At 71.7% G+C, this 20,622-nt stretch carries 16 protein-coding genes and 1 pseudogene; 10 read left to right on the top strand and 7 right to left on the bottom strand.

The features are described 5' to 3' along the window. Positions 1 to 10: 10 nt before the first annotated feature. The 3 genes from WN71_RS11560 (at position 11) to WN71_RS11550 (ending at position 2,787) form a co-directional block, all read left to right on the top strand. Entirely contained in the window at positions 11 to 520 is a 510-nt protein-coding gene (locus WN71_RS11560; RefSeq protein ID WP_046589805.1) for a MarR family winged helix-turn-helix transcriptional regulator, read from the top strand. A 133-nt stretch (positions 521 to 653) separates the two neighbouring features. Continuing rightward, on the top strand, positions 654 to 995 hold the full coding sequence (locus WN71_RS11555; protein ID WP_046589806.1) for a DUF3817 domain-containing protein: 342 nt from the start codon (positions 654 to 656) through the stop codon (positions 993 to 995). A gap of 91 nt (positions 996 to 1,086) precedes the next feature. Beyond that, positions 1,087 to 2,787 carry a coenzyme B12-dependent isobutyryl-CoA mutase large subunit gene (locus WN71_RS11550; RefSeq protein WP_046589807.1) on the top strand — a complete coding sequence of 567 codons (1,701 nt, stop codon included), beginning with the start codon at positions 1,087 to 1,089 and terminating at the stop codon, positions 2,785 to 2,787. Positions 2,788 to 2,928: 141 nt separating this feature from the next. Here the strand turns inward: WN71_RS11550 and WN71_RS11545 are convergent, their stop codons facing one another. Then, positions 2,929 to 3,549 (bottom strand): TetR/AcrR family transcriptional regulator, encoded by a 621-nt coding sequence (locus WN71_RS11545; protein WP_046589810.1) that lies wholly within the window; start codon positions 3,547 to 3,549, stop codon positions 2,929 to 2,931. 304 nt (positions 3,550 to 3,853) lie between these two features. Here WN71_RS11545 and WN71_RS11540 point away from each other — a divergent pair, with 304 nt between their 5' ends. The 4 genes from WN71_RS11540 to WN71_RS11525 all read left to right on the top strand — a co-directional run bounded on the left by WN71_RS11540 (position 3,854) and on the right by WN71_RS11525 (position 8,200). Then, positions 3,854 to 4,825: a tetratricopeptide repeat protein gene (locus tag WN71_RS11540; RefSeq protein WP_046589812.1), complete on the top strand. Its 972-nt coding sequence runs from the start codon at positions 3,854 to 3,856 to the stop codon at positions 4,823 to 4,825. Positions 4,826 to 5,485: 660 nt separating this feature from the next. Continuing rightward, positions 5,486 to 6,115, top strand: a complete 630-nt coding sequence (locus WN71_RS11535) for a DUF6230 family protein (protein WP_046589814.1) — start codon at positions 5,486 to 5,488, stop codon at positions 6,113 to 6,115. A 131-nt stretch (positions 6,116 to 6,246) separates the two neighbouring features. Then, a complete protein-coding gene (locus WN71_RS11530) occupies positions 6,247 to 6,882 on the top strand; it encodes a DUF6114 domain-containing protein (protein ID WP_046589815.1) in 636 nt (211 codons plus the stop codon). Continuing rightward, positions 6,872 to 8,200 carry a hypothetical protein gene (locus tag WN71_RS11525; protein ID WP_079177810.1) on the top strand — a complete coding sequence of 443 codons (1,329 nt, stop codon included), beginning with the start codon at positions 6,872 to 6,874 and terminating at the stop codon, positions 8,198 to 8,200. Before WN71_RS11530 ends, WN71_RS11525 begins: the two co-directional genes overlap by 11 nt. A 136-nt stretch (positions 8,201 to 8,336) precedes the next feature. Here the strand turns inward: WN71_RS11525 and pyk are convergent, their stop codons facing one another. The 3 genes from pyk to pta form a co-directional block, all read right to left on the bottom strand. Further along, positions 8,337 to 9,761: a pyruvate kinase gene (pyk, locus tag WN71_RS11520; protein WP_046589819.1), complete on the bottom strand. Its 1,425-nt coding sequence runs from the start codon at positions 9,759 to 9,761 to the stop codon at positions 8,337 to 8,339. A gap of 99 nt (positions 9,762 to 9,860) precedes the next feature. Continuing rightward, the gene (locus WN71_RS11515; RefSeq protein ID WP_046589833.1) at positions 9,861 to 11,042 is read right to left on the bottom strand and encodes an acetate kinase; all 1,182 of its coding nucleotides are present in this window, start codon (positions 11,040 to 11,042) and stop codon (positions 9,861 to 9,863) included. Positions 11,043 to 11,164: 122 nt separating this feature from the next. Further along, positions 11,165 to 13,255: a phosphate acetyltransferase gene (gene pta / locus WN71_RS11510; protein WP_046589822.1), complete on the bottom strand. Its 2,091-nt coding sequence runs from the start codon at positions 13,253 to 13,255 to the stop codon at positions 11,165 to 11,167. A 272-nt stretch (positions 13,256 to 13,527) separates the two neighbouring features. Between pta and WN71_RS11505 the strand changes: the two genes are divergently transcribed. Further along, complete coding sequence (locus WN71_RS11505) at positions 13,528 to 14,553, top strand: ATP-dependent 6-phosphofructokinase (RefSeq protein WP_046589824.1); 1,026 nt, start codon at positions 13,528 to 13,530, stop codon at positions 14,551 to 14,553. A 94-nt stretch (positions 14,554 to 14,647) separates the two neighbouring features. Here the strand turns inward: WN71_RS11505 and WN71_RS11500 are convergent, their stop codons facing one another. After that, the gene (locus WN71_RS11500; RefSeq protein WP_046589834.1) at positions 14,648 to 15,364 is read right to left on the bottom strand and encodes a helix-turn-helix domain-containing protein; all 717 of its coding nucleotides are present in this window, start codon (positions 15,362 to 15,364) and stop codon (positions 14,648 to 14,650) included. A gap of 491 nt (positions 15,365 to 15,855) precedes the next feature. On the opposite strand from WN71_RS11500, the pseudogene WN71_RS11495 reads away from it, so the two are divergent. Beyond that, a pseudogene (locus WN71_RS11495) lies at positions 15,856 to 16,395 on the top strand (hypothetical protein); the annotation flags it as partial. Positions 16,396 to 16,625: 230 nt separating this feature from the next. Here WN71_RS11495 and WN71_RS11490 read toward each other — a convergent pair. Next, the gene (locus WN71_RS11490) at positions 16,626 to 17,321 is read right to left on the bottom strand and encodes a response regulator (RefSeq protein ID WP_046589825.1); all 696 of its coding nucleotides are present in this window, start codon (positions 17,319 to 17,321) and stop codon (positions 16,626 to 16,628) included. Next, positions 17,318 to 18,970 (bottom strand): sensor histidine kinase, encoded by a 1,653-nt coding sequence (locus tag WN71_RS11485; RefSeq protein ID WP_046589838.1) that lies wholly within the window; start codon positions 18,968 to 18,970, stop codon positions 17,318 to 17,320. The genes WN71_RS11490 and WN71_RS11485 overlap by 4 nt, the downstream gene beginning before the upstream one ends. A gap of 236 nt (positions 18,971 to 19,206) precedes the next feature. Between WN71_RS11485 and WN71_RS11480 the strand changes: the two genes are divergently transcribed. After that, positions 19,207 to 20,610, top strand: a complete 1,404-nt coding sequence (locus tag WN71_RS11480) for a cation:dicarboxylate symporter family transporter (protein WP_046589827.1) — start codon at positions 19,207 to 19,209, stop codon at positions 20,608 to 20,610. Positions 20,611 to 20,622: the final 12 nt, after the last annotated feature.

Genomic DNA, 20,622 nt, shown 5'->3' with positions numbered 1-20,622 from the left:
GTCTGATGCCGTGCCGAAGCCCCTCAGTCTTCCTTTCGACCCCATCGCCCGCGCCGACGAGCTCTGGAAGCAGCGCTGGGGCAGCGTGCCGTCCATGGCCGCGATCACCTCGATCATGCGCGCGCACCAGATCCTGCTCGCCGAGGTCGACGCGGTGGTCAAGCCGTACGGACTGACGTTCGCGCGGTACGAGGCGCTGGTGCTGCTCAACTTCTCCAAGGCCGGCGAGCTGCCGATGTCGAAGATCGGCGAGCGGCTCATGGTGCACCCGACCTCGGTCACCAACACCGTGGACCGGCTGGTGGTCTCCGGTCTGGTCGACAAGCGCCCCAACCCCAACGACGGCCGCGGCACGCTCGCCAGCATCACCGCCAAGGGCCGCGAGGTGGTGGAGGCCGCCACCCGCGACCTGATGGCGATGGACTTCGGGCTCGGGGTCTACGACGCAGAGGAGTGCGCGGAGATCTTCGCGATGCTCCGCCCGCTGCGGGTCGCGGCGCACGACTTCGCGGACGAGTAGGCACGGCTTCACGCACGAGCGGGCACGGCTTCGCGCACGAGCGGGCACGGCTTCGCGGGTGAACGGCGCGGCGCGCGGCGTCGGCGGTGGCCCCGGGCAAGATCTCCCGGAACGGGCCGTTACGCTCGACGGCATGAAAAAGAGCGTGCTGACCCGCTACCGCGTCCTGGCCTACACCACCGGTGTGCTGCTGGTCCTGCTGTGCCTGAGCATGATCGCGAAGTACGGGCTGGACATCGACGGCGCCGCCGACGTCACCCGCGTCGTCGCCATCGCCCACGGCTGGCTGTACGTCGTCTACCTCGTCTTCGCCTTCGACCTGGGCTCCAAGGCGAGGTGGCCGGTCGGCAAGCAGCTGTGGGTGCTGCTCGCGGGCACCATCCCGACCGCCGCGTTCTTCGTGGAGCGCCGGATCAGCCGGGAGCTGGAGGGCCGGGTCGCGGCCCCCGCCGAGCCGGTCGCCGCGAAGGCGTAAGCCCCGCGTCAGGCGTCCTCGACCGTCGCGCGAGTGATGCGCGGCGGTTTGCCATCGACATTTACTAGGACGTCCAAGTAAATTTGAGGGCATGGACGCTCATGCCATTGACGAAGGCCGCCGGCGCTGGCAGGCCCGCTACGACGCGGCGCGCAAGCGCGACGCGGACTTCACCACGCTCTCCGGCGATCCCGTGGAGCCGGCCTACGGGCCCCGACCGGGGGACACGTACGAGGGCTTCGAGCGGATCGGCTGGCCCGGTGAGTACCCCTTCACCCGCGGCCTGTACCCGACCGGATACCGGGGCCGCACGTGGACCATCCGCCAGTTCGCCGGTTTTGGCAACGCCGAGCAGACCAACGAGCGCTACAAGATGATCCTCGCGGCGGGCGGCGGCGGCCTCTCCGTCGCGTTCGACATGCCCACGCTCATGGGCCGCGACTCCGACGACCCGCGCGCGCTCGGCGAGGTCGGCCACTGCGGCGTGGCCATCGACTCGGCGGCCGACATGGAGGTCCTCTTCCAGGACATCCCGCTCGGCGACGTCACCACGTCGATGACCATCAGCGGCCCCGCCGTCCCCGTCTTCTGCATGTACCTGGTCGCCGCCGAGCGCCAGGGCGTGGACCCCGCCGTCCTCAACGGCACGCTCCAGACGGACATCTTCAAGGAGTACATCGCGCAGAAGGAGTGGCTCTTCCAGCCCGAGCCGCATCTGCGCCTGATCGGCGACCTGATGGAGCACTGCGCCGCCGGCATCCCCGCCTACAAGCCGCTGTCCGTCTCCGGCTACCACATCCGCGAGGCCGGTTCGACGGCCGCGCAGGAGCTCGCCTACACGCTCGCCGACGGCTTCGGCTACGTCGAGCTGGGCCTCTCCCGCGGCCTCGACGTGGACGTCTTCGCGCCCGGCCTGTCCTTCTTCTTCGACGCGCACGTCGACTTCTTCGAGGAGATCGCCAAGTTCCGCGCCGCGCGCCGGATCTGGGCCCGCTGGATGCGCGACGTCTACGGCGCCCGCAGCGACAAGGCGCAGTGGCTGCGCTTCCACACCCAGACCGCCGGGGTCTCGCTGACCGCGCAGCAGCCGTACAACAACGTCGTGCGGACGGCCGTGGAGGCGCTCGCGGCGGTGCTCGGCGGGACCAACTCGCTGCACACCAACGCGCTGGACGAGACGCTCGCGCTGCCCAGCGCGCAGGCCGCCGAGATCGCGCTGCGCACCCAGCAGGTGCTGATGGAGGAGACCGGCGTCGCCAACGTGGCCGACCCGCTGGGCGGTTCCTGGTACGTCGAGCAGCTGACCGACCGCATCGAGGCCGACGCCGAGAAGATCTTCGAGCAGATCAGGGAGCGCGGGCTGCGGGCCCACCCCGACGGCAGGCACCCCATCGGGCCGATCACCTCGGGCATCCTGCGCGGGATCGAGGACGGCTGGTTCACCGGCGAGATCGCCGAGTCGGCCTTCCGCTACCAGCAGGCCCTGGAGAAGGGCGAGAAGCGGGTCGTGGGCGTCAACGCGCACACCGGCTCGGTCACCGGCGACCTGGAGATCCTGCGGGTCAGCCACGAGGTGGAGCGGGAGCAGGTGCGGGTGCTGGCCGCGCGCAAGGCGGCCCGCGACGAGGACGCCGTGCGGGTGTCCCTGGACGCGATGCTGGCCGCGGCCCGCTCGGGGGCCAACATGATCGAGCCGATGCTGGACGCGGTCCGGGCGGAGGCCACGCTCGGTGAGATCTGCGGGGTGCTGCGCGAGGAGTGGGGCGTGTACACGGAGCCGGCCGGCTTCTAGCGCCGCCCTGCGACGGCCTGGGCCGACTGGATCCGCTCGGGCCGCCGGACGGCCGCCCGCGCAGTTCCCCGCGCCCCTTCAGGGGCGCGGGGAACTGCGCGAACGGCCACGACGCTGCCGCAGACGAATCAGGGCCGCAGGCTACGCGGACGGGGCCGTCAGGCCCAGGAGCAGGACGCGGGTGAACCCCCGCACCCACTCCTCGTCCGCCTGGTTGCCGCTCACCAGCGTCCGGTGGACCACCGCCCCCGCCACCATGTCGAAGATCAGCTCCCCCGTGCGGGCCGCCTCCGCCGGGTCACCCTCCAGGGCGAGTTCGCCGCGCCGCTGCGCCCGCGCCCGGCCCTCCAGGACCAGCCGCATCTGGCGCTCCACGATCGAGCCCCGGATCCGCGCGCGCAGCGCCGCGTCCCGGGTGGACTCCGCGACCACGGCCATCAGCCCGCTCTTTGCCTCCGGCCGGGCGAGGATCGCCGCGAACTGGAGGACCACGCCCTCCACATCGGCGGCCAGCGAGCCCCGGTCCGGCAGCTCCAGCTCGTCGAAGAGTTCGGCGACCGCGTCCACGACGAGCTCGTTCTTGCCCGCCCAGCGCCGGTACAGGGTCGTCTTCGCCACCCCGGCGCGCGTTGCCACATCGCCCAACGTCAGCTTGGACCAGCCCAGTTCGACCAGTGCGGCGCGCGTGGCCGCCAGGATCGCGGCGTCCGCCGCGGCACTGCGCGGGCGGCCGGTACGGGCGGCGGGGGTGCGGCTCTGCATCCCCCGACCATAACGGGAGGTATCAGTTGTGGCGGTCCTGTGTGCTGGTGAGGGAGATCACCGCCGAACCGTTCCACGGCACCCCCGGATGCCATTACGCTACGACTCGTAGCGAAAGCCCGTGCCGACCATGCACGGGCGGAAGCCGCCCGCGTACGACCACGCGCGGGTGACATCCCGTGCTGGACGTGCACGGGTGAAAGGCCCGCGCAGGACGTGCGCGGTGAGCGTGTGGCGCGGGTGGGGACCCAGCGCATCTCGCATCGTTTTTCACACACGCGCGGTAACGGGGGAGGATGTACGCATGCAGCCACGGAACATGTCCATGAGCGGCGTCGTCGACCTCGCCGCGGTGAAGGCGGCCCAGGAGGCCAAGGCCAAGGCCGAGCAGGCGCGCGCCGAAGCGGCCCGGCAGGGCGGGGGAGGGGCCGTCTCGCCGGCGGACCTCGTGATCGACGTCGACGAGGCCGGATTCGAGCACGAGGTCCTCCAGCGGTCCGCCGAGGTACCGGTCGTCATCGACTTCTGGGCCGAGTGGTGTCAGCCCTGCAAGCAGCTGAGCCCCGTCCTCGAACGCCTCGCCGTCGAGTACAACGGCCGCTTCCTGCTCGCCAAGATCGACGTCGACGCCAACCAGATGCTGATGCAGCAGTTCGGGGTCCAGGGGATCCCGGCCGTCTTCGCCGTCGTGGCGGGGCAGGCGCTGCCGCTGTTCCAGGGGGCCGCCGGGGAGGCGCAGATCCGGCAGACCCTGGACCAGCTCGTGCAGGTGGCCGAGCAGCGCTTCGGGCTGACCGGTCTGGTGGTCGACCCGGACGCCGAGCCCGGCGGGGCGCCGGCCGAGGAGATCCCGGTCGGGCCGTACGACGCCCTGCTGGAGGCCGCCGTACAGGCCCTCGACGCCGGTGACCTGGCCGGCGCCGTGCAGGCGTACCAGAACGTGCTGAGCGAGGACCCCGGCCACCCGGAGGCTCAACTCGGCCTCGCGCAGGCCGAGTTGCTCCAGCGGGTGCAGGGGATGGATCCGCAGCGGGTGCGCCGGGACGCGGCCGAGAAGCCGGCCGACGCGGCGGCCCAGATCGCGGCCGCGGACCTGGACCTGGTCGGCGGGCACGTGGAGGACGCGTTCGGCAGGCTGATCGAGACCGTGCGGCGCACCGCGGGCGACGACCGGGACGAGGTGCGGCGCCGGCTGCTGGAGCTGTTCGAGGTCGTCGGGGCCGAGGACCCGCGCGTGATCGGGGCCCGGCGAGCGCTCGCCCGCGCGCTGTTCTGAGCGGACGAACCGGGCGTCCGCGCCGGGTTCTGACCAGTCGCTAAACGCCAGGGCATGTGGTGCCCGAGTGAAAGATTTGCCGACGACGCCCCACTGCGGCCGCGCTTTACCAAATCTTGGTAATCGCGGCCGCTGTTACTTGCAGTAAGTCGAAGGCGTTGTTCTGTCTTATTCCGTCCAAGGATCAACGGATTTGCGACACCCCCGAAAGCCACCGAGCGTCGCCGTTCGAGACCGATGGGTCGTCCCGCGGTTATCCCGCCGTTACTAGCCAGTAACGAACCCCCTTGTGCGGGCGGCGAGAATGCACCACGATCGGCCACGCTCGGTCCCTTCCCGTACCCCGACATCCGGTCGGGCCAACGGGATCTCCTGGGTCCCCACCGAGCAGAGCCGGCGGCAGTGGAGCCGGCTCTTGGACAGGGGGGTCTTCGTCCTCTGGTCGAAGCCTGTCCGGCAAGGTTGTGCGTGATGTGTGTCAGGCGCGACCAGTGGTTGTCGCTCGGGGGTGATCGCCGTAGTTCGGGCGCGGTTTCGCGCCACCGGACGCAGGCGCTCCCCTTCCCGAGGACGTAGCACTTCTCCCATCCCTGCCCGGACGAGCCGCATCTCATAGGGGCGAGCCGGGATCAGGAGATGTACGTCCGAGAAGGAGGAAATATGGAGTCCCAGGTGCGTGGCGGGACCAGATGGAAGCGGTTCGCTGTGGTCATGGTGCCCAGCGTCGCCGCCACGGCAGCGATAGGTGTCGCCCTCGCGCAGGGCGCTCTCGCCGCGTCGTTCAGTGTGTCCGGCCAGTCCTTCAAGGTCTCGGCCGACAAGCTCGAGGGCACCGGCTTCGAGCAGTACGGTGCGATCGACACGGGCTACGCGCTCGACGGTAGCTCCGCGATCCAGCCGGTTGCGGTCTCCGCGTTCAAGAGCGCGAAGATCTACAACATGTGCCAGTCCGTGGTCACCCCGAACATCCCGGTGTTCGGCAAGGTCAGCCTGATCCTGAAGGCCGGCGCGGACAAGCCGGTCGAGGCCGACAACATCTACATCGATGTTGCCGACCTGAACGCCGACGCGACGTTCACCAACATCGACATCGGTGTGGCCGCCAAGGACGCCGCCAAGGGTCCGGGCATCCACACGGGCGACAAGACGAACCCCTACGGGTTCTCGCAGCAGGCCGACTCGGCCACGCTGACGAACGTGCAGCAGACGGCCTGGGCGACCACCGCCCAGACCTTCAAGCTGAGCGGTCTGCACATGTCGATCTCGACGGACGCGAAGGAGTGCTACTAAGCACTCCTTGACGGGCGGGGGAGCCTCTTCGGCATCCCCGCCCGTCCCCCCATTTTCAGCGCGTCTGCACCAACCCCCCACATCTCCACCCCAGTAACACCCTCACCACAGCCGCACCAGGGAGCTGTTTCATGAACGCCGAGACTTCTGCCGAACCCGGCCAGTTCACCCGCCGGAGGCGGCAGTTCCGCGCCTGGCGGGGCAGTCGGCCGTTCTGGGCCGGGCTGTTCGTCATGCTCGGTGGCGTACCGATCATGTACTTCCCGTACGCGCATCTGCATGTCGGCTACCTGACGATGACGCTGGCCACCACCGCGGGCGCCGGCTCCCTCATCATCGGCGTGCTCCTCGTCGTCCTGGGCTTCAGCCTCTGGTTCCAGACGCATGTACGCGTCTTCGCGGGCGTCGCGTCGATCCTGCTGGGCCTGGTGTCCCTGCCGGTCGCCAACTTCGGCGGCTTCATCATCGGCTTCCTGTTCGCCCTCATCGGCGGCGCGATGGCCGTGTCGTGGGTGCCGGGCCGCGCGCCGGAGCCGCAGGCGGTGCAGGGCTTCGGTGCGGGCGCGGACGGCGCCCCCGGGGCCGTTCCGGACGCGGCGGGCCACGACGGGACCGTGCACGACGGGACCGCGCACGACGGCTTCGGCCAGGACGGCGTCGTCCTGGACAAGACCGCGGGCGACGACGTGGACGAGGTGGGCGAGGCGCACGACCTGTCAGGAACGAGCCCGGCAAACGGAGCGAACGGGAGGCACAGTGCCGGCTGACGAGGTGACCCACGGGACTGATGTGGACGAGTCCTGTGGGAGAACCGGGCCGCGCCACGCGGCACCCAAGAAGCCGCTGTTCACCAGGTTCCACATGCCGGCGAGCAAGGCGATAGCCACGGTGGCGATGCCGACCGCGGTCCTCATGGGCCTCGGCTTCACCGCCACCTGGGCCGCCGCCGACAGCAGCCCCTCGGCCTCCAACAGCCAGAAGGCCGAGGAGTACAAGGACTGCGTGGCCGCGCTCGACGACTCCTCGGCGTCGCCGTCCGCGTCCGACTCCGCGTCCCCGAGCCCCAGCGCCTCGGCCTCGGAATCGACGGACACGCAGTCGGCGGACACCAAGTCCTCGGACGCGAAGTCCGGCGGCTCGGACTCGTCCTCTTCGTCGGATTCAGGTTCCGACGACCAGGCGACGCCCTCGCCGTCGGCCACGTCCTCGTCGGGCGGCTCCTCGTCGTCGGACGACACCGCGACCGCGAGCCCGTCGGCGTCCGCGAGCAGCGGCAACGTGCTCGACACCATCGGCGACGCGATCGGCGACCTCCTCACCGGAGGCAAGGACACCTCGACCGCCTCGGCGAGCGCGAGCGCCACGCCGTCCGCGACGGCCACGGGCGACTCGTCGTCCTCGGACTCCGCCGCCTCGTCGGGCGACTCGAGCGGCTCCGACACGGTGAAGGACACCGTCGACAAGGCCACCGAGGCGGCCTCCGACACCGCCAAGGACGCCGGCGACACGGCGACCGAGGCGGCCTCCGACGCCGTCAAGGCGGCCGAGGACGCGGCCACGTCCACGGCGTCGCCGAGCCCGTCCGCGAGCGAGAGCACGGACACCTCGGACTGCGCGGTGGCCACGGACGACGAGAGCGGCGTCGACAACAAGACGCCGGTCGCGGACGACCCGTGGTACCTCAGCGCCAGCTCGCTGACGCTGAAGGGCGCCGACTACCAGGGCGTCGTCGAGGTGAAGACGGCCAGCGGCGCCACCAAGAAGGTGCTGAAGTACGTCATCTCCGGCGGCACCGACATCGGCGACATGCACCAGACGGTGAACGACAAGCAGTCCGGCAAGACCTACCACGTGCAGGCCGGCAAGGGCTCGACGTCCACCATCACGGGCGGCGACACGGTGATGTACACCGAGTCCATCTCCGGCAACCTGTTCGGCCTGGTCCCGGTGACGTTCACGCCCGACAACCCGCCGCCGCTGAACATCCCGCTGATCTACTTCACCAACGTGAAGGTGACCCAGGCGGCCCAGTTCGGCGGAACGCTGCACGTGCCCGGGATGCACGTCTACACCTCGGACAGCTGACCGGGACCCATCAGGCCCGTCCGGGAGCCGCGCACAACCGCTGAGGGCGCCCCCCATGCCGGGGGGCGCCCTCAGCGCCGTTCACGCGTTGCCGTACCTCATGGCCCGTGGTGCCTCACGAGCCGTCCGGCTCCGCTCAGTTGGCCGCACCGAGGTGGTGCACCCGGAGCATGTTGGTGGTGCCGGCCACGCCGGGGGGCGAACCGGCGGTGATGATCACGACGTCGGCCGCGTTGAAGCGCTTGGTCTTCGTGATCTCCTGGTCCACCAGGTCGACCATCTCGTCGGTGCTGGACACGAACGGCACGATGTGCGACTCGACGCCCCAGCTCAGCGACAGCTGGTTGCGGGTGCCCTCGTCGGTGGTGAAGGCGATGATCGGCTGCGAGGCGCGGTAGCGCGACAGACGGCGGGCGGTGTCGCCGGACTGGGTGAAGGCGACCAGACCCCGGGCGCCCAGGAAGTCCGCGATCTCGCACGCGGCGCGCGCGACCGAACCACCCTGCGTACGCGGCTTCTTGCCCGGCACCAGCGGCTGGAGACCCTTGCTGAGCAGCTCCTCCTCGGCCGCGGTGACGATCTTCGACATCGTCCGCACGGTCTCGATCGGGTACGCGCCCACGCTGGACTCGGCGGACAGCATGACCGCGTCGGCGCCGTCCAGGATGGCGTTGGCGACGTCGGACGCCTCGGCGCGGGTCGGGCGGGAGTTGGTGATCATCGACTCCATCATCTGGGTCGCCACGATCACCGGCTTGGCGTTGCGCCGGCACAGCTCGATCAGGCGCTTCTGCACCATGGGGACCTTCTCGAGCGGGTACTCGACGGCCAGGTCGCCACGGGCGACCATCACGCCGTCGAACGCCATCACGACGTCCTCCATGTTCTCCACCGCCTGCGGCTTCTCCACCTTGGCGATGACGGGGACCCGGCGGCCCTCCTCGTCCATGATCCGGTGGACGTCGTCCACGTCCTTGGCGTCCCGGACGAAGGACAGCGCGACCAGGTCGGCGCCCATGCGGAGGGCGAAGCGGAGGTCCTCGATGTCCTTCTCGGACAGCGCGGGCACGTTCACCGCGGCGCCGGGCAGGTTGATGCCCTTGTGGTCGGAGACGACACCGCCCTCGATGACGATCGTCCGCACCCGCGGACCCTCGACGTCCAGCACCTTCAGCTCGACGTTGCCGTCGTTGATGAGGATCTGGTCGCCGCGGCTGACGTCGCCCGGCAGGCCCTTGTAGGTCGTCCCGCAGATCTGCTTGTCGCCGGGCACGTCGTCCGTCGTGATGACGAACTCGTCACCCCGCTCCAGCTCGACCGGACCCTCGGCGAAGGTCTCCAGACGGATCTTCGGGCCCTGGAGGTCGGCGAGGACGCCGATGGCGCGGCCGGTCTCCTTGGAGGCGGCACGGACCCGGTCGTACCGGCCCTGGTGCTCGGCGTGGGTGCCGTGGCTGAAGTTGAATCGGGCCACATTCATGCCGGCCTCGATCAGCGAGACCAACTGCTCATGGGAGTCGACCGCGGGGCCGAGAGTACAGACGATTTTCGAACGGCGCATGGGGCGATCCTATCGGTTTGTTTCGCTGCGGAATATTCCGTCTGGCGGAAGATACAAATGGGCGGGCCTCTGCTCAGGCGTGTTACCGCCGTGTATTGCTCAGCCGTTCTTTGCCACCAGTGCGTAGGTCTGTGTCGCGATCTCCAGTTCCTCGTCGGTCGGCACCACGGCGACGGCCACCCGCGCGCCGGCGGGCGAGATCAGCCGCGGCCCCTCGCCCCGCGCGGCGTTCAGCCCGCTGTCGACCGCCAGGCCCAGCTGCTCCAGGCCCGCGACCGCAGCCTCCCGCACGGCGCTCGCGTTTTCCCCGACTCCGGCTGTGAAGGCCAGCGCGTCCACCCGGCCGAGCACCGCGTAATAGGCGCCGATGTACTTTTTCAGCCGGTGAATGTAGATGTCGAACGCCAGGGCCGCCCGTTCGTCGCCCTCGTCGACCCTGCGGCGGATTTCCCGCATGTCGTTGTCCCCGCACAACCCGATCAGGCCGCTCTTCTTGTTGAGAAGAGTGTCGATCTCGTCGGCGGACATTCCCCCAACGCGCATCAAATGGAAGATGACGGCCGGGTCCATGTCCCCGGAACGGGTACCCATCACGAGTCCCTCCAAGGGGGTCAGCCCCATGGAGGTGTCCACGCACCGCCCGCCGCGCACGGCGGACGCGGACGCGCCGTTGCCCAGGTGCAGCACGATGACGTTCACGTCCTCGGGGCGACGGCCCAGCAACTCGGCCGTGGCGCGGGAGACGTACGCGTGCGAGGTGCCGTGGAAGCCGTAGCGCCGCACACGGTGCGCGTCGGCGGTCTCCACGTCGATCGCGTAGCGCGCCGCCGACTCCGGCATCGTCGTGTGGAAGGCCGTGTCGAAGACCGCCACCTGCGGCAGGTCGGGGCGGAGCGTGTGGGCCGTGCGGATACCGGTCAGGTTCGCCGGGTTGTGCAGCGGCGCCACCGGGATCAGCCGCTCGATCTCCGCGAGCACCGCCTCGTCGATCACCGTCGGCTCGGTGAACCGGCGGCCGCCGTGCACCACCCGGTGCCCGATCGCGGCCAGTTCGGGGGAGTCCAGGCCGAGCCCGTCCGCGGCCAGCTCCCGCGCCACCGCCTTCAGGGCGGCCTCGTGGTCGGCGATCGGCTCGTCGCGCTCCCGGGACTCCCGGCCCGCCGGGGTGTGCTTCAGCCGCGAGGTCCGCTCGCCGATCCGCTCGACGAGCCCCATGGCCAACCGGGCGCCGTCGCGCATGTCCAGCAGCTGGTACTTCACCGACGAGGAGCCGGAGTTCAGGACGAGGACCCGGGCCGGCCGGTCCGGGCGCGCCGCGTCCGCCGGGCCGGTGTCGGACGGCCGGGCGGGAGAGGCCGGGCGGGGCTCCTCGCTCGGGGCGGAGGCGGGAGACGGGTGGGCGGTCACTGGGCGGTCGCCTTCTCCTGGGAGTTCTGGGCCTGGATCGCCGTGATGGCGACCGTGTTGACGATGTCCTGCACGAGCGCGCCCCGGGACAGGTCGTTGACCGGCTTGCGCAGGCCCTGGAGCACCGGCCCCACGGCGATCGCCCCGGCCGAGCGCTGCACGGCCTTGTAGGTGTTGTTGCCGGTGTTCAGGTCCGGGAAGATCAGCACGCTGGCCTGCCCGGCCACCTCCGACTCCGGCAGCTTGGTGGCCGCCACCGTCGGCTCCACCGCGGCGTCGTACTGGATCGGCCCCTCGATCCGCAGGTCGGGCCGGCGCTGCCGGACCAGCTCGGTGGCCCGGCGCACCTTGTCCACGTCGGCGCCGGACCCGGAGGTGCCCGTCGAGTACGACAGCATCGCGATCCGCGGCTCGACCCCGAACCTGAGCGCGGTGGCCGCCGACTGCACCGCGATGTCGGCGAGCTGCTCGGCGTCCGGATCGGGGTTGACCGCGCAGTCGCCGTAGACGAGCACCTTGTCGGCGAGGCACATGAAGAACACCGAGCTGACGATCCTCGTGCCCGGCCGGGTCTTGATGATCTCGAAGGCGGGCCGGATCGTGGCCGCGGTGGAGTGCACGGAACCGGAGACCATGCCGTCGGCGAGGCCCTCCTCCACCATCAGGGTGCCGAAGTAGTTCACGTCGGAGACCACGTCGTACGCCAGCTCCACGGTGACGCCCTTGTGGGCGCGCAGCTGCGCGTAGCGCTCCGCGAACGCGTCCCGCAGGTCGCTGGTGGCCGGGTCGATCAGCTGCGCGTCGCCCAGGTCGATGCCGATGTCGGCGGCGTTCTTGCGGATCTGGTCGACCGGTCCGAGCAGGGTCAGATCGCACACCCCGCGGCGCAGCAGCACCTCGGCGGCGTGCAGGACGCGCCCCTCGGTGCCCTCCGGCAGGACGACCCGGCGGCGGTCGGAGCGGGCCTGCTCCAGCAGCTGGTGCTCGAACATCATCGGCGTCAGCCGGTCGCTGCTCGGCGCGGACACCCGCTTCAGCAGGTCGGCGGTGTCGACATGGCGCTCGAACAGGCCGAGGGCGGTCTCCGCCTTGCGCGGGGTGGCCGCGTTCAGCTTGCCCTCCAGGGAGAACAACTGCTCCGCCGTCGGAAAGCTGTTGCCGGGCACCGACAGCAGCGGGGTGCCGGGCGCGAGCCGGTCGGCGAGCGCGAGGATGTCGGCGTTCGGCACCTCGTCGAGGGTGAGCAGCACACCGGCTATGGGCGGGGTGCCGGCGCTGTGCGCGGCCAGCGTCCCCACCACCAGGTCGGCCCGGTCCCCGGGGGTGACGACCAGACAGCCCGGGGTCAGCGCCTTCAGGAAGGTCGGCAGCATCGCGCCGCCGAACACGAAGCCGAGCGCGTCCCGGGCGAGCCCCGCGTCGTCGCCGAGCACCACCCGGGCCTCCAGCGCGTGGGCGATCTGCGCGACCGTCGGGGCGGACAGCGCGGGCTCGTCCGGCAGCACGTGGACCGGCACCGGCAGCCGGGCGTCCAGCCGCTCGGCGATCTCGTCCCGGTCCTCCCGGGCCACCCGGTTCACGATCATCGCGAGGACGTCGCAGCCGAGGCCGTCGTAGGCGCGGTAGGCGTTGCGGGTCTCGGCCCGCACGTCCTGCGCGGTCTGCCCCCGGCCGCCGACCACCGGGATGACGGACGCCCCGAACTCGTTGGCGAGCCGGGCGTTGAGGGCCAGCTCGTCGGGGAGCTGGGTGCCGGCGAAGTCGGTGCCGAGGACCAGCACGACGTCGTAGTCCCGGGCGACCAGGTGGAAGCGGTCGACGAGGGTGGAGACCAGCTCGTCGGTGCCCTGCTCGGCCTGGAGCGCGGACGCCTCCCGGTAGTCCATGCCGTAGACCGTCGCCGCGTCCTGGGAGAGCCGGTAGCGGGCCCGCAGCAGCTCGAACAGCCGGTCCGGGCCCTCGTGGACGAGCGGCCGGAACACCCCGACCCGGTCGATCTGCCGGGTCAGCAGCTCCATGACCCCCAGCTCGACGACCTGCCGGCCGTCGCCTCGGTCGATCCCGGTCACGTACACGCTGCGCGTCACGCCTGTTCTCCGTTTCGTCTCGGGCGCGAAAATCGCCCACCGAGGTGAGCGGGAACCCTCTTGACAATACCCCCGGCGCTGGTTAAGGCGCCCGCCAGCGAGTGTCCCGCCGGGCCTGGCCGGGCGCCCTCGGAGGAGGGGACCTCGGGCCCGCCGGGGCCGGGGCGGAGGTCCCTGGCGCCCGGGATGGATGGCCGCGCCACGTCGGCGGGGGACGTGAAAGAATCGGATCTGGCTCACCGGCACCAAAAGCGAGCAGGAGACACAGCACGATGCGTATCGGAGTTCTCACCGCAGGGGGCGACTGCCCCGGCCTCAACGCCGTGATCCGGTCGGTCGTGCACCGAGCGGTAGACAACTACGGCGACGAGGTCATCGGTTTCGAGGACGGTTACGCCGGTCTGCTCGACGGCCACTACCGCAGCCTCGACCTCAACGCCGTCAGCGGCATCCTGGCCCGCGGCGGCACCATTCTCGGCTCGTCACGACTGGAGCGCGACCGGCTGCGGGAGGCGTGCGAGAACGCCTCGGACATCGTCCGCGACTTCGGCATCGACGCGCTGATCCCGATCGGCGGCGAGGGCACGCTGACCGCGGCCCGGATGCTGTACGACGCGGGCCTGCCCGTGGTCGGGGTCCCCAAGACCATCGACAACGACATCTCCTCCACCGACCGCACCTTCGGCTTCGACACCGCCGTGGGCGTGGCCACCGAGGCGATGGACCGGCTGAAGACCACCGCCGAGTCGCACCAGCGGGTCATGGTCGTCGAGGTCATGGGCCGGCACGCGGGCTGGATCGCCCTGGAGTCCGGCATGGCGGCCGGCGCGCACGGCATCTGCCTGCCCGAGCGCCCGTTCGACCCGGCCGACCTGGTCAAGATGGTCGAGGCGCGTTTCGCGCGCGGCAAGAAGTTCGCGGTGGTCTGCGTCGCCGAGGGCGCCCACCCCGCCGAGGGCACGATGGACTACGGCCACGGCGCGATCGACCAGTACGGCCACGAGCGCTTCCAGGGCATCGGCACCGCCCTCGCCTTCGAGCTGGAGCGGCGCCTGGGCAAGGAGGCCAAGCCGGTCATCCTCGGCCATGTGCAGCGCGGCGGTGTGCCGACGGCCTACGACCGTGTCCTCGCCACCCGCTTCGGCTGGCACGCGGTGGAGGCCGCGCACCGGGGCGAGTTCGGCAACATGACCGCGCTGCGCGGCACCGACATCGTGATGGTGCCGCTCGCCGAGGCAGTCACGGAGCTGAAGACGGTGCCGAAGGACCGGATGGACGAGGCGGAGTCGGTCTTCTAGGAGGAGTTCTCCGCCTTCCCGAAGCAGCTCTCCGCGGCCGGGGCCCCAGTGGGTCCCGGCCGCGGCTTGTCCCGCGGTTCCCGTCCGTCGGGTCCTACACGGAGTACGCCTCGACCGTCGTCCAGAAGTTCTGCACGATCCGGTCGAGGAATTCCCGGCCGCCCTCACCGGCCCCCGCGCCCCCGCCGCCGCGGCTCAGGGTCGCGGTCATGCGCCCCTGGTAGTCGAGGTGCAGTTCCTGGAGCACGTCCTCCAGCAGCCGCCGGTCCAGCGGCAGCAGCTTGGCCAGCGGCCGGGTGTACGCCTGCCAGCGGGTGGTCACCGCGCCGCGCAGCAGCTCGGCGAGCCGGGGCTCGCGCCCGGTCACGGTGACCAGGTCGGCGAGCGAGAGATCGAGCAGACCGGCGAGCGCGGCCGCCTGCCGCTCGGTGCCGTGCCATCCCCCGCCCTCCTCCATCCGCAGATAGGCGAGCGGTTCGAGCCCGACGGCGCGGGCGACGTCCTCGGGCGCGAACCCGCGTGCCAGGCGGTGCTCGCGCAAGGTGCGCGGACGGCCTATCAGTTCACCCGGGGAGCACCACAACACCCCGGCCAGAGCCTTCAGTTCGGGGGTGCTCGGGGCGGCGACCCCGCGCTCCCAGGCGATGACGTGTTCCGGTGTGACATGGAAGAGCCCGTAGGAGGCCCGCATTCCGTAGGCGACGTGCTCGGGCCCCATGCCGAGGCCGGCCCGGAGCCTGCGGGCGGCGGTCGGATCGAACGGCGGCGGGGCGGGCACGGGCCTGTTGGGCGGGGCTGGCGGTCGGCGCACGACCCACAACGTAGGCGCCCCGGGCTGCGACGACTACGGTCTGTTCGGCCAGGATCACGGATCGTAGGAATGTACGGCTACGGGCCGGTAGGGCGGGTGACGGAGGTGTCCTCCCGTCGTCGCCGGGGGAGTGCGCGCACGGGTTCGGCGGGGCTGCCGGTGCCGGTCCGCCGCCGGTGAACGGCAAGGTGAGGTGGCATATGCGCGGCCTCCCGGACCGCGCGACACGCGATGTCCGGCGCGGGCGGAAACCGCCGGTCGGGCAGCGCGTGAGCCTCTCGTGCGGGCGTGCGCGCCGGTCGTGCGCGCCCGGTCGGGTGCCCTGTATCGCTGGCCGGATCGCTCTCCACGGCGGCGCGATCCGGCCCCCGCCGCGCGCGACCCCGGGCCGGGCGCACGCTGCGGCGCGCATCTGCCGTACCGGAAGCGGGAGTTGTCTGCGGGCGGCCCGGAGGGGACCCTTGGCGGACGGATCGCGCGAGGGGGGCGGAATGCCGGAACGGGGTGTGACGGCGGGGGAGTTGCTGCTCGCCGAGTACCAGAGCATCAAGGACGAGCAGAAGGCGCGGATCGGGTTCCGGGACAATCTGCTCTACGTCACCCTCACGGTGGTCGCCGCCGTCGTCGCGGCGGCCGCGCAGACGGGGCGGGCGTCGATGCTGCTGGCGCTGGCGCCGGTGTGTGTCGTGCTCGGGTGGACGTACCTGGTCAACGACGAGAAGATCACGGCGATCGGCCGTTACGTGCGCGACGAGTTGAGCCCCCGGCTGGCCCGACTGGCCGACGCGGAGGCGGTGTTCGCGTGGGAGACGGCCCACCGCTCGGACCGCGGACGCCGCTCGCGCAAGGCGATCCAGTGCGCGGTCGACCTGCTCGCCTTCTGCGTGCTGCCGCTCAGCGCGCTCGCCGTGTACTGGTCGAGCGGCGACGCCGCCGGCGGCCTGCTCGCCCTGTCGGCGATCGAGGCCCTGGCGGTCACGGGCCTGGCGGTGCTCGTGGTGAGGTACGCGCTGCCGCTGGGCCCACCCGGGTCCACCACGGCGGCGACCGCTGCCGCGGGGGCCGGCAGGGCGACGGGGACCATGGCGGCCGGGACCACCGCGACGGGGACCACGGCGGCCGGGACCACCGCGACGCGGACCACGGCGGCCGGGACCACCGTGACCGGGACCGCCGGAGCGGGCGGAGCCGCCGGGCCGACCGGGTCCACTGCCGGGTCCGGCGGGAGCGCCGGGCCGACCGGGTCCACCGCACCCGCTCCCTAACGCGCCCCCCTCACCCACCGGTACACCAGCTCCGGTCGTCCCACCTGGCCGTACAGCGGGCTGCGGGCCGCGCGGCCCGTTTCGACCAGGTGTTCCAGATAGCGGCGGGCCGTGATGCGTGAGACGCCGGTGGTCTCCGCGAGGGCCGTCGCGGTCAGGCCGTCCACGGACTCGCGCAGGGCCCCGGTGACCCGCTGGAGGGTGGGCGCGCTCAGGCCCTTGGGCAGGGCGGCCGGACCCGGCGCGCGCAGCGCCGCCAGGGCGCGGTCCACCTCGTCCTGGCCGCCCGCCTCGCCCGCCGCCGCGCGGAACTCCGCGTAGCGCACCAGGCGGTCCCGCAGCGTGGCGAAGGTGAACGGCTTCAGCACGTACTGCACGACGCCCAGCGACACCCCCTCCCGCACCACCGCGAGGTCCCGCGCCGACGTCACCGCTATGACGTCCGCGTGGTACCCGGACGCCCGCAGCGACCGCGCCAGTTGGAGACCGTGCCCGTCCGGCAGATGCAGGTCGAGCAGCAGCAGGTCGACGGCGGTGCGGTCGAGCGCGCGCCACGCCTCCGCGCCCGTGTGCACGGTGCCGACGGCGACGAACCCCGGCACCCGTCCGACGTACAGCGCGTGCGCGTCCGCCGCGACCGGGTCGTCCTCCACGATCAGCACGCGGATGGGCCCCGCCTCGGGCTCGGTCATACGACACCTCCGGTGACGGCGTCTCGCGGAGCCCGCGCGGGCTCCCCCAGCGGCAGGCGCACCTCGAACACCGCGCCCCGGCCGCCGTCGCTCTCGCCGACGGTCAGTGTGCCCTGGTGACGCAGGACCGCCTGCCGTACCAGCGCGAGGCCGAGGCCCCGCCCGCCGGGGCCGGCCGGTTTCGTCGAGTACCCCCGCCGGAAGAGCAGGTCGGCCTGGGCCGGATCCACCCCGCCGCCCGTGTCGGCGACCCGCAGGACCAGCTCGCCCCGCTCGCCCGGTGCCCGCCGGGTGCACGCCGTCACGGTCACCCGCGCCCCGGTGCTGCCCTGTGCCGCGTCCACCGCGTTGTCGATCAGGTTGCCGAGGACGGTCACCAGGTCCCGGGCCGGCAGGCCCGCGGGGAGCAGGCCGTCGTCCACGCGGCCGTCGGCCGACACCACCAGCTCCACGCCCCGCTCGTTCGCCTGGGCGGTCTTGCCCAGCAGCAGCGCCGCGAGCACGGGCTCGCTCACCGCCGCCACCACCTGGTCCGTCAGGGCCTGCGCCAGCTCCAGTTCGGCCGTCGCGAACTCCACGGCCTCCTCGGCGCGCCCCAGTTCGATCAGCGAGACCACCGTGTGCAGCCGGTTCGCCGCCTCGTGCGCCTGCGACCGCAGCGCCTGGACGAAGCCCCGCTCGGAGTCCAACTCACCCATCAAGGACTGGAGTTCGGTGACATCGCGCAGGGTCACCACGGTGCCCCGGCGCTCGCCCCCGGACACCGGGGAGGTGTTCACCACCAGCACCCGGTCGGCCGTCGGATGCACCTCGTCCACCCGGGGCTCCGACGCCAGCAGCGCCCCCGTCAAGGACGCCGGCAGGCCGAGGTCCGCGACCGGCCGGCCCACCACGTCACCGGCCACGCCGAGGAGTTCGCGTCCGCCGTCGTTGATCAGCGCCACCCGGAACCGCCCGTCCAGCATGAGCAGCCCCTCCCGCACGGCGTGCAGCGCGGCCTGGTGGTAGTCGTGCATCCGGCTCAGCTCCGTGGCGTTCATGCCGTGCGTGTGCCGGCGCAGCCGCGCGTTGACGACGTAACTGCCGACCGCGCCCAGCGCCAGGGCCCCGGCGGCCCACCCCACCAGGGCCGTGACCTGGCCCTCCACCCGCTCGCTGATCGCCTCGACACGGATGCCCGCGCTCACCAGGCCGACGACCTTCCCGTCGTCCTCCACCGGGACCACCGCGCGCACCGAGGCGCCCAGCGTGCCGGTGTAGGTCTCGGTGAACGATGTGCCGCGCCGGGCCTCGGCGATGTGGCCGAGGAACTTCCGGCCGATCTCGTCCGGGTGCGGGTGGGTCCAGCGGATACCCCGCGGATCCATGATCGTGATGAAGTCCACGCCGGTGTCGGCGGTGACCCGCAGCGCGTACGGCTGGAGGCGGGCGGAGGGGTCGTCGGTGCCGATCGCCGTGCGCACCGAGGGCGCGTCGGCGACCGAGCCGGCCACCGCGAGGACCTGGCGCCGGGCCGCGTCCTCGGCCTGGTGCCGGTCGCTGACGTAGGTGAACAGGGCGTACCCGGCCACGACGACCGCGATCAGCACGGCCTGCACGGCGAACAGCTGGCCCGCCAGCGAGCGGGGCCGGGGTATCCGGAGGCGCATCCCGCCAGTGTGCCCGCCGCGCCGGGCGGCGCCCCAGGGGCCGGGCGTGAACTCAATGAACGCAAGGGTGACCGCCGTCACAGGCAGGGAGATAGTCACGGCATTCCCCGATCGAGCTCCGGTCGGGGTCCGATCGCGCCCCGGTCGATCCCCGATCCGCCTTCGACCGATCCCCGATCACCCCCGGACGTGAGCCGCACGCCGGTCTACCGACGAAGACGTCAAGGAGGGCAGTCGTGTCCAGCACCCCCGTCCCCGCACCCGCCGTACCCGACCCATCCGCCGCTCCCGCCCCGAAGCGGGACCGCACCCACTACCTCTACCTCGCGGTGATCGCCGCCGTGGCGCTCGGCATCGCCGTGGGGCTGATCTGGCCCGACGCGGCGGTGGAGCTCAAGCCCCTGGGCACCGGGTTCGTGAACCTGATCAAGATGATGATCTCCCCGATCATCTTCTGCACGATCGTGCTGGGCATCGCCTCCGTGCGGAAGGCCGCCAAGGTCGGCGCCGTCGGCGGCATGGCCCTCGGCTACTTCCTGGTGATGTCGCTCGTCGCGCTCGCCATCGGGCTGGTGGTCGGCAACGTGCTGCACCCCGGCGACGGGCTGCACCTCACCGACGCGATCAAGGCGTCCGGCCACGACCAGGTCTCGGCCGACGCGCTGCCTCCGGTGGACTTCGTGCTGTCGATCATCCCGGTCACCCTCGTCTCCGCGTTCACCGAGGGACAGGTGCTCCAGACGCTGCTGGTCGCACTGCTCGCCGGTTTCGCGCTCCAGGCCATGGGGCCCGCCGGGCAGCCGGTGCTGCGCGGTGTCGAGCACATCCAGCGGCTGGTCTTCCGCATCCTCGCCATGGTCATGTGGGCCGCGCCGATCGGTGCCTTCGGCGCCATCGCGGCGGTGGTGGGCTCGGCGGGCGTGGACGCGCTCAAGAGCCTCGCCGTGCTGATGCTGGGCTTCTACGCGACCTGCGTGCTGTTCGTGTTCGTCGTGCTCGCGGCGCTGCTGCGGATCGTCTCCGGGCTGAACATCCTCGCGCTGCTGAGGTACCTGGGCCGGGAGTTCCTGCTGATCCTGTCGACCTCGTCCTCGGAGTCCGCGCTGCCCCGGCTGATCGCGAAGATGGAGCACCTGGGGGTCAGCCGGGCCGTGGTCGGCATCACCGTGCCGACCGGCTACTCCTTCAACCTCGACGGCACCATGATCTACATGACCATGGCGTCGCTCTACATCGCCGACGCCCTCGGCACGCCGATGTCGATCGGCGAGCAGATCCCGCTGCTGCTGTTCCTGCTGCTCGCCTCCAAGGGCGCGGCGGGCGTCAGCGGTGCCGGCCTCGCGACCCTGGCCGGCGGCCTCCAGTCGCACAAGCCCGCCCTGGTCGACGGGGTCGGCCTGATCGTCGGCATCGACCGGTTCATGAGCGAGGCGCGCGCCCTCACCAACTTCGCGGGCAACGCGGTCGCCACGGTGCTGATCGGCACCTGGACCAAGGAGATCGACACGGAGCGCGTCCGCGCGGTGCTCGCCGGGGAACTGCCGTTCGACGAGACCACGCTGTCGCCCGAGGGCGCCGTGGACGCGGGGGTGCCCGAGCAGCGTGAGGGCGGGAGCCCGAAGGAACTCGCCGAGGCGTGATCCGCTCCGCGG

Source organism: Streptomyces mangrovisoli (assembly GCF_000974985.2).
In the GTDB taxonomy this organism is placed as follows: Bacteria; Actinomycetota; Actinomycetes; order Streptomycetales; family Streptomycetaceae; genus Streptomyces; species Streptomyces mangrovisoli.
Note: the sequence above shows the minus strand (reverse complement) of the source record. Positions and strands in the feature narration are given on the sequence as shown.

Coding starts and splice junctions, on each gene's coding strand:
- WN71_RS11505 (WP_046589824.1), top strand. CDS start 13,528: ATGCGTATCGGAGTTCTCACCGCAGGGGGCGACTGCCCCGGCCTCAAC.
- WN71_RS11535 (WP_046589814.1), top strand. CDS start 5,486: ATGGAGTCCCAGGTGCGTGGCGGGACCAGATGGAAGCGGTTCGCTGTG.
- WN71_RS11485 (WP_046589838.1), bottom strand. CDS start 18,970: ATGCGCCTCCGGATACCCCGGCCCCGCTCGCTGGCGGGCCAGCTGTTC.
- WN71_RS11490 (WP_046589825.1), bottom strand. CDS start 17,321: ATGACCGAGCCCGAGGCGGGGCCCATCCGCGTGCTGATCGTGGAGGAC.
- WN71_RS11555 (WP_046589806.1), top strand. CDS start 654: ATGAAAAAGAGCGTGCTGACCCGCTACCGCGTCCTGGCCTACACCACC.
- WN71_RS11540 (WP_046589812.1), top strand. CDS start 3,854: ATGCAGCCACGGAACATGTCCATGAGCGGCGTCGTCGACCTCGCCGCG.
- WN71_RS11545 (WP_046589810.1), bottom strand. CDS start 3,549: ATGCAGAGCCGCACCCCCGCCGCCCGTACCGGCCGCCCGCGCAGTGCC.
- pyk (WP_046589819.1), bottom strand. CDS start 9,761: ATGCGCCGTTCGAAAATCGTCTGTACTCTCGGCCCCGCGGTCGACTCC.
- WN71_RS11550 (WP_046589807.1), top strand. CDS start 1,087: ATGGACGCTCATGCCATTGACGAAGGCCGCCGGCGCTGGCAGGCCCGC.
- WN71_RS11530 (WP_046589815.1), top strand. CDS start 6,247: ATGAACGCCGAGACTTCTGCCGAACCCGGCCAGTTCACCCGCCGGAGG.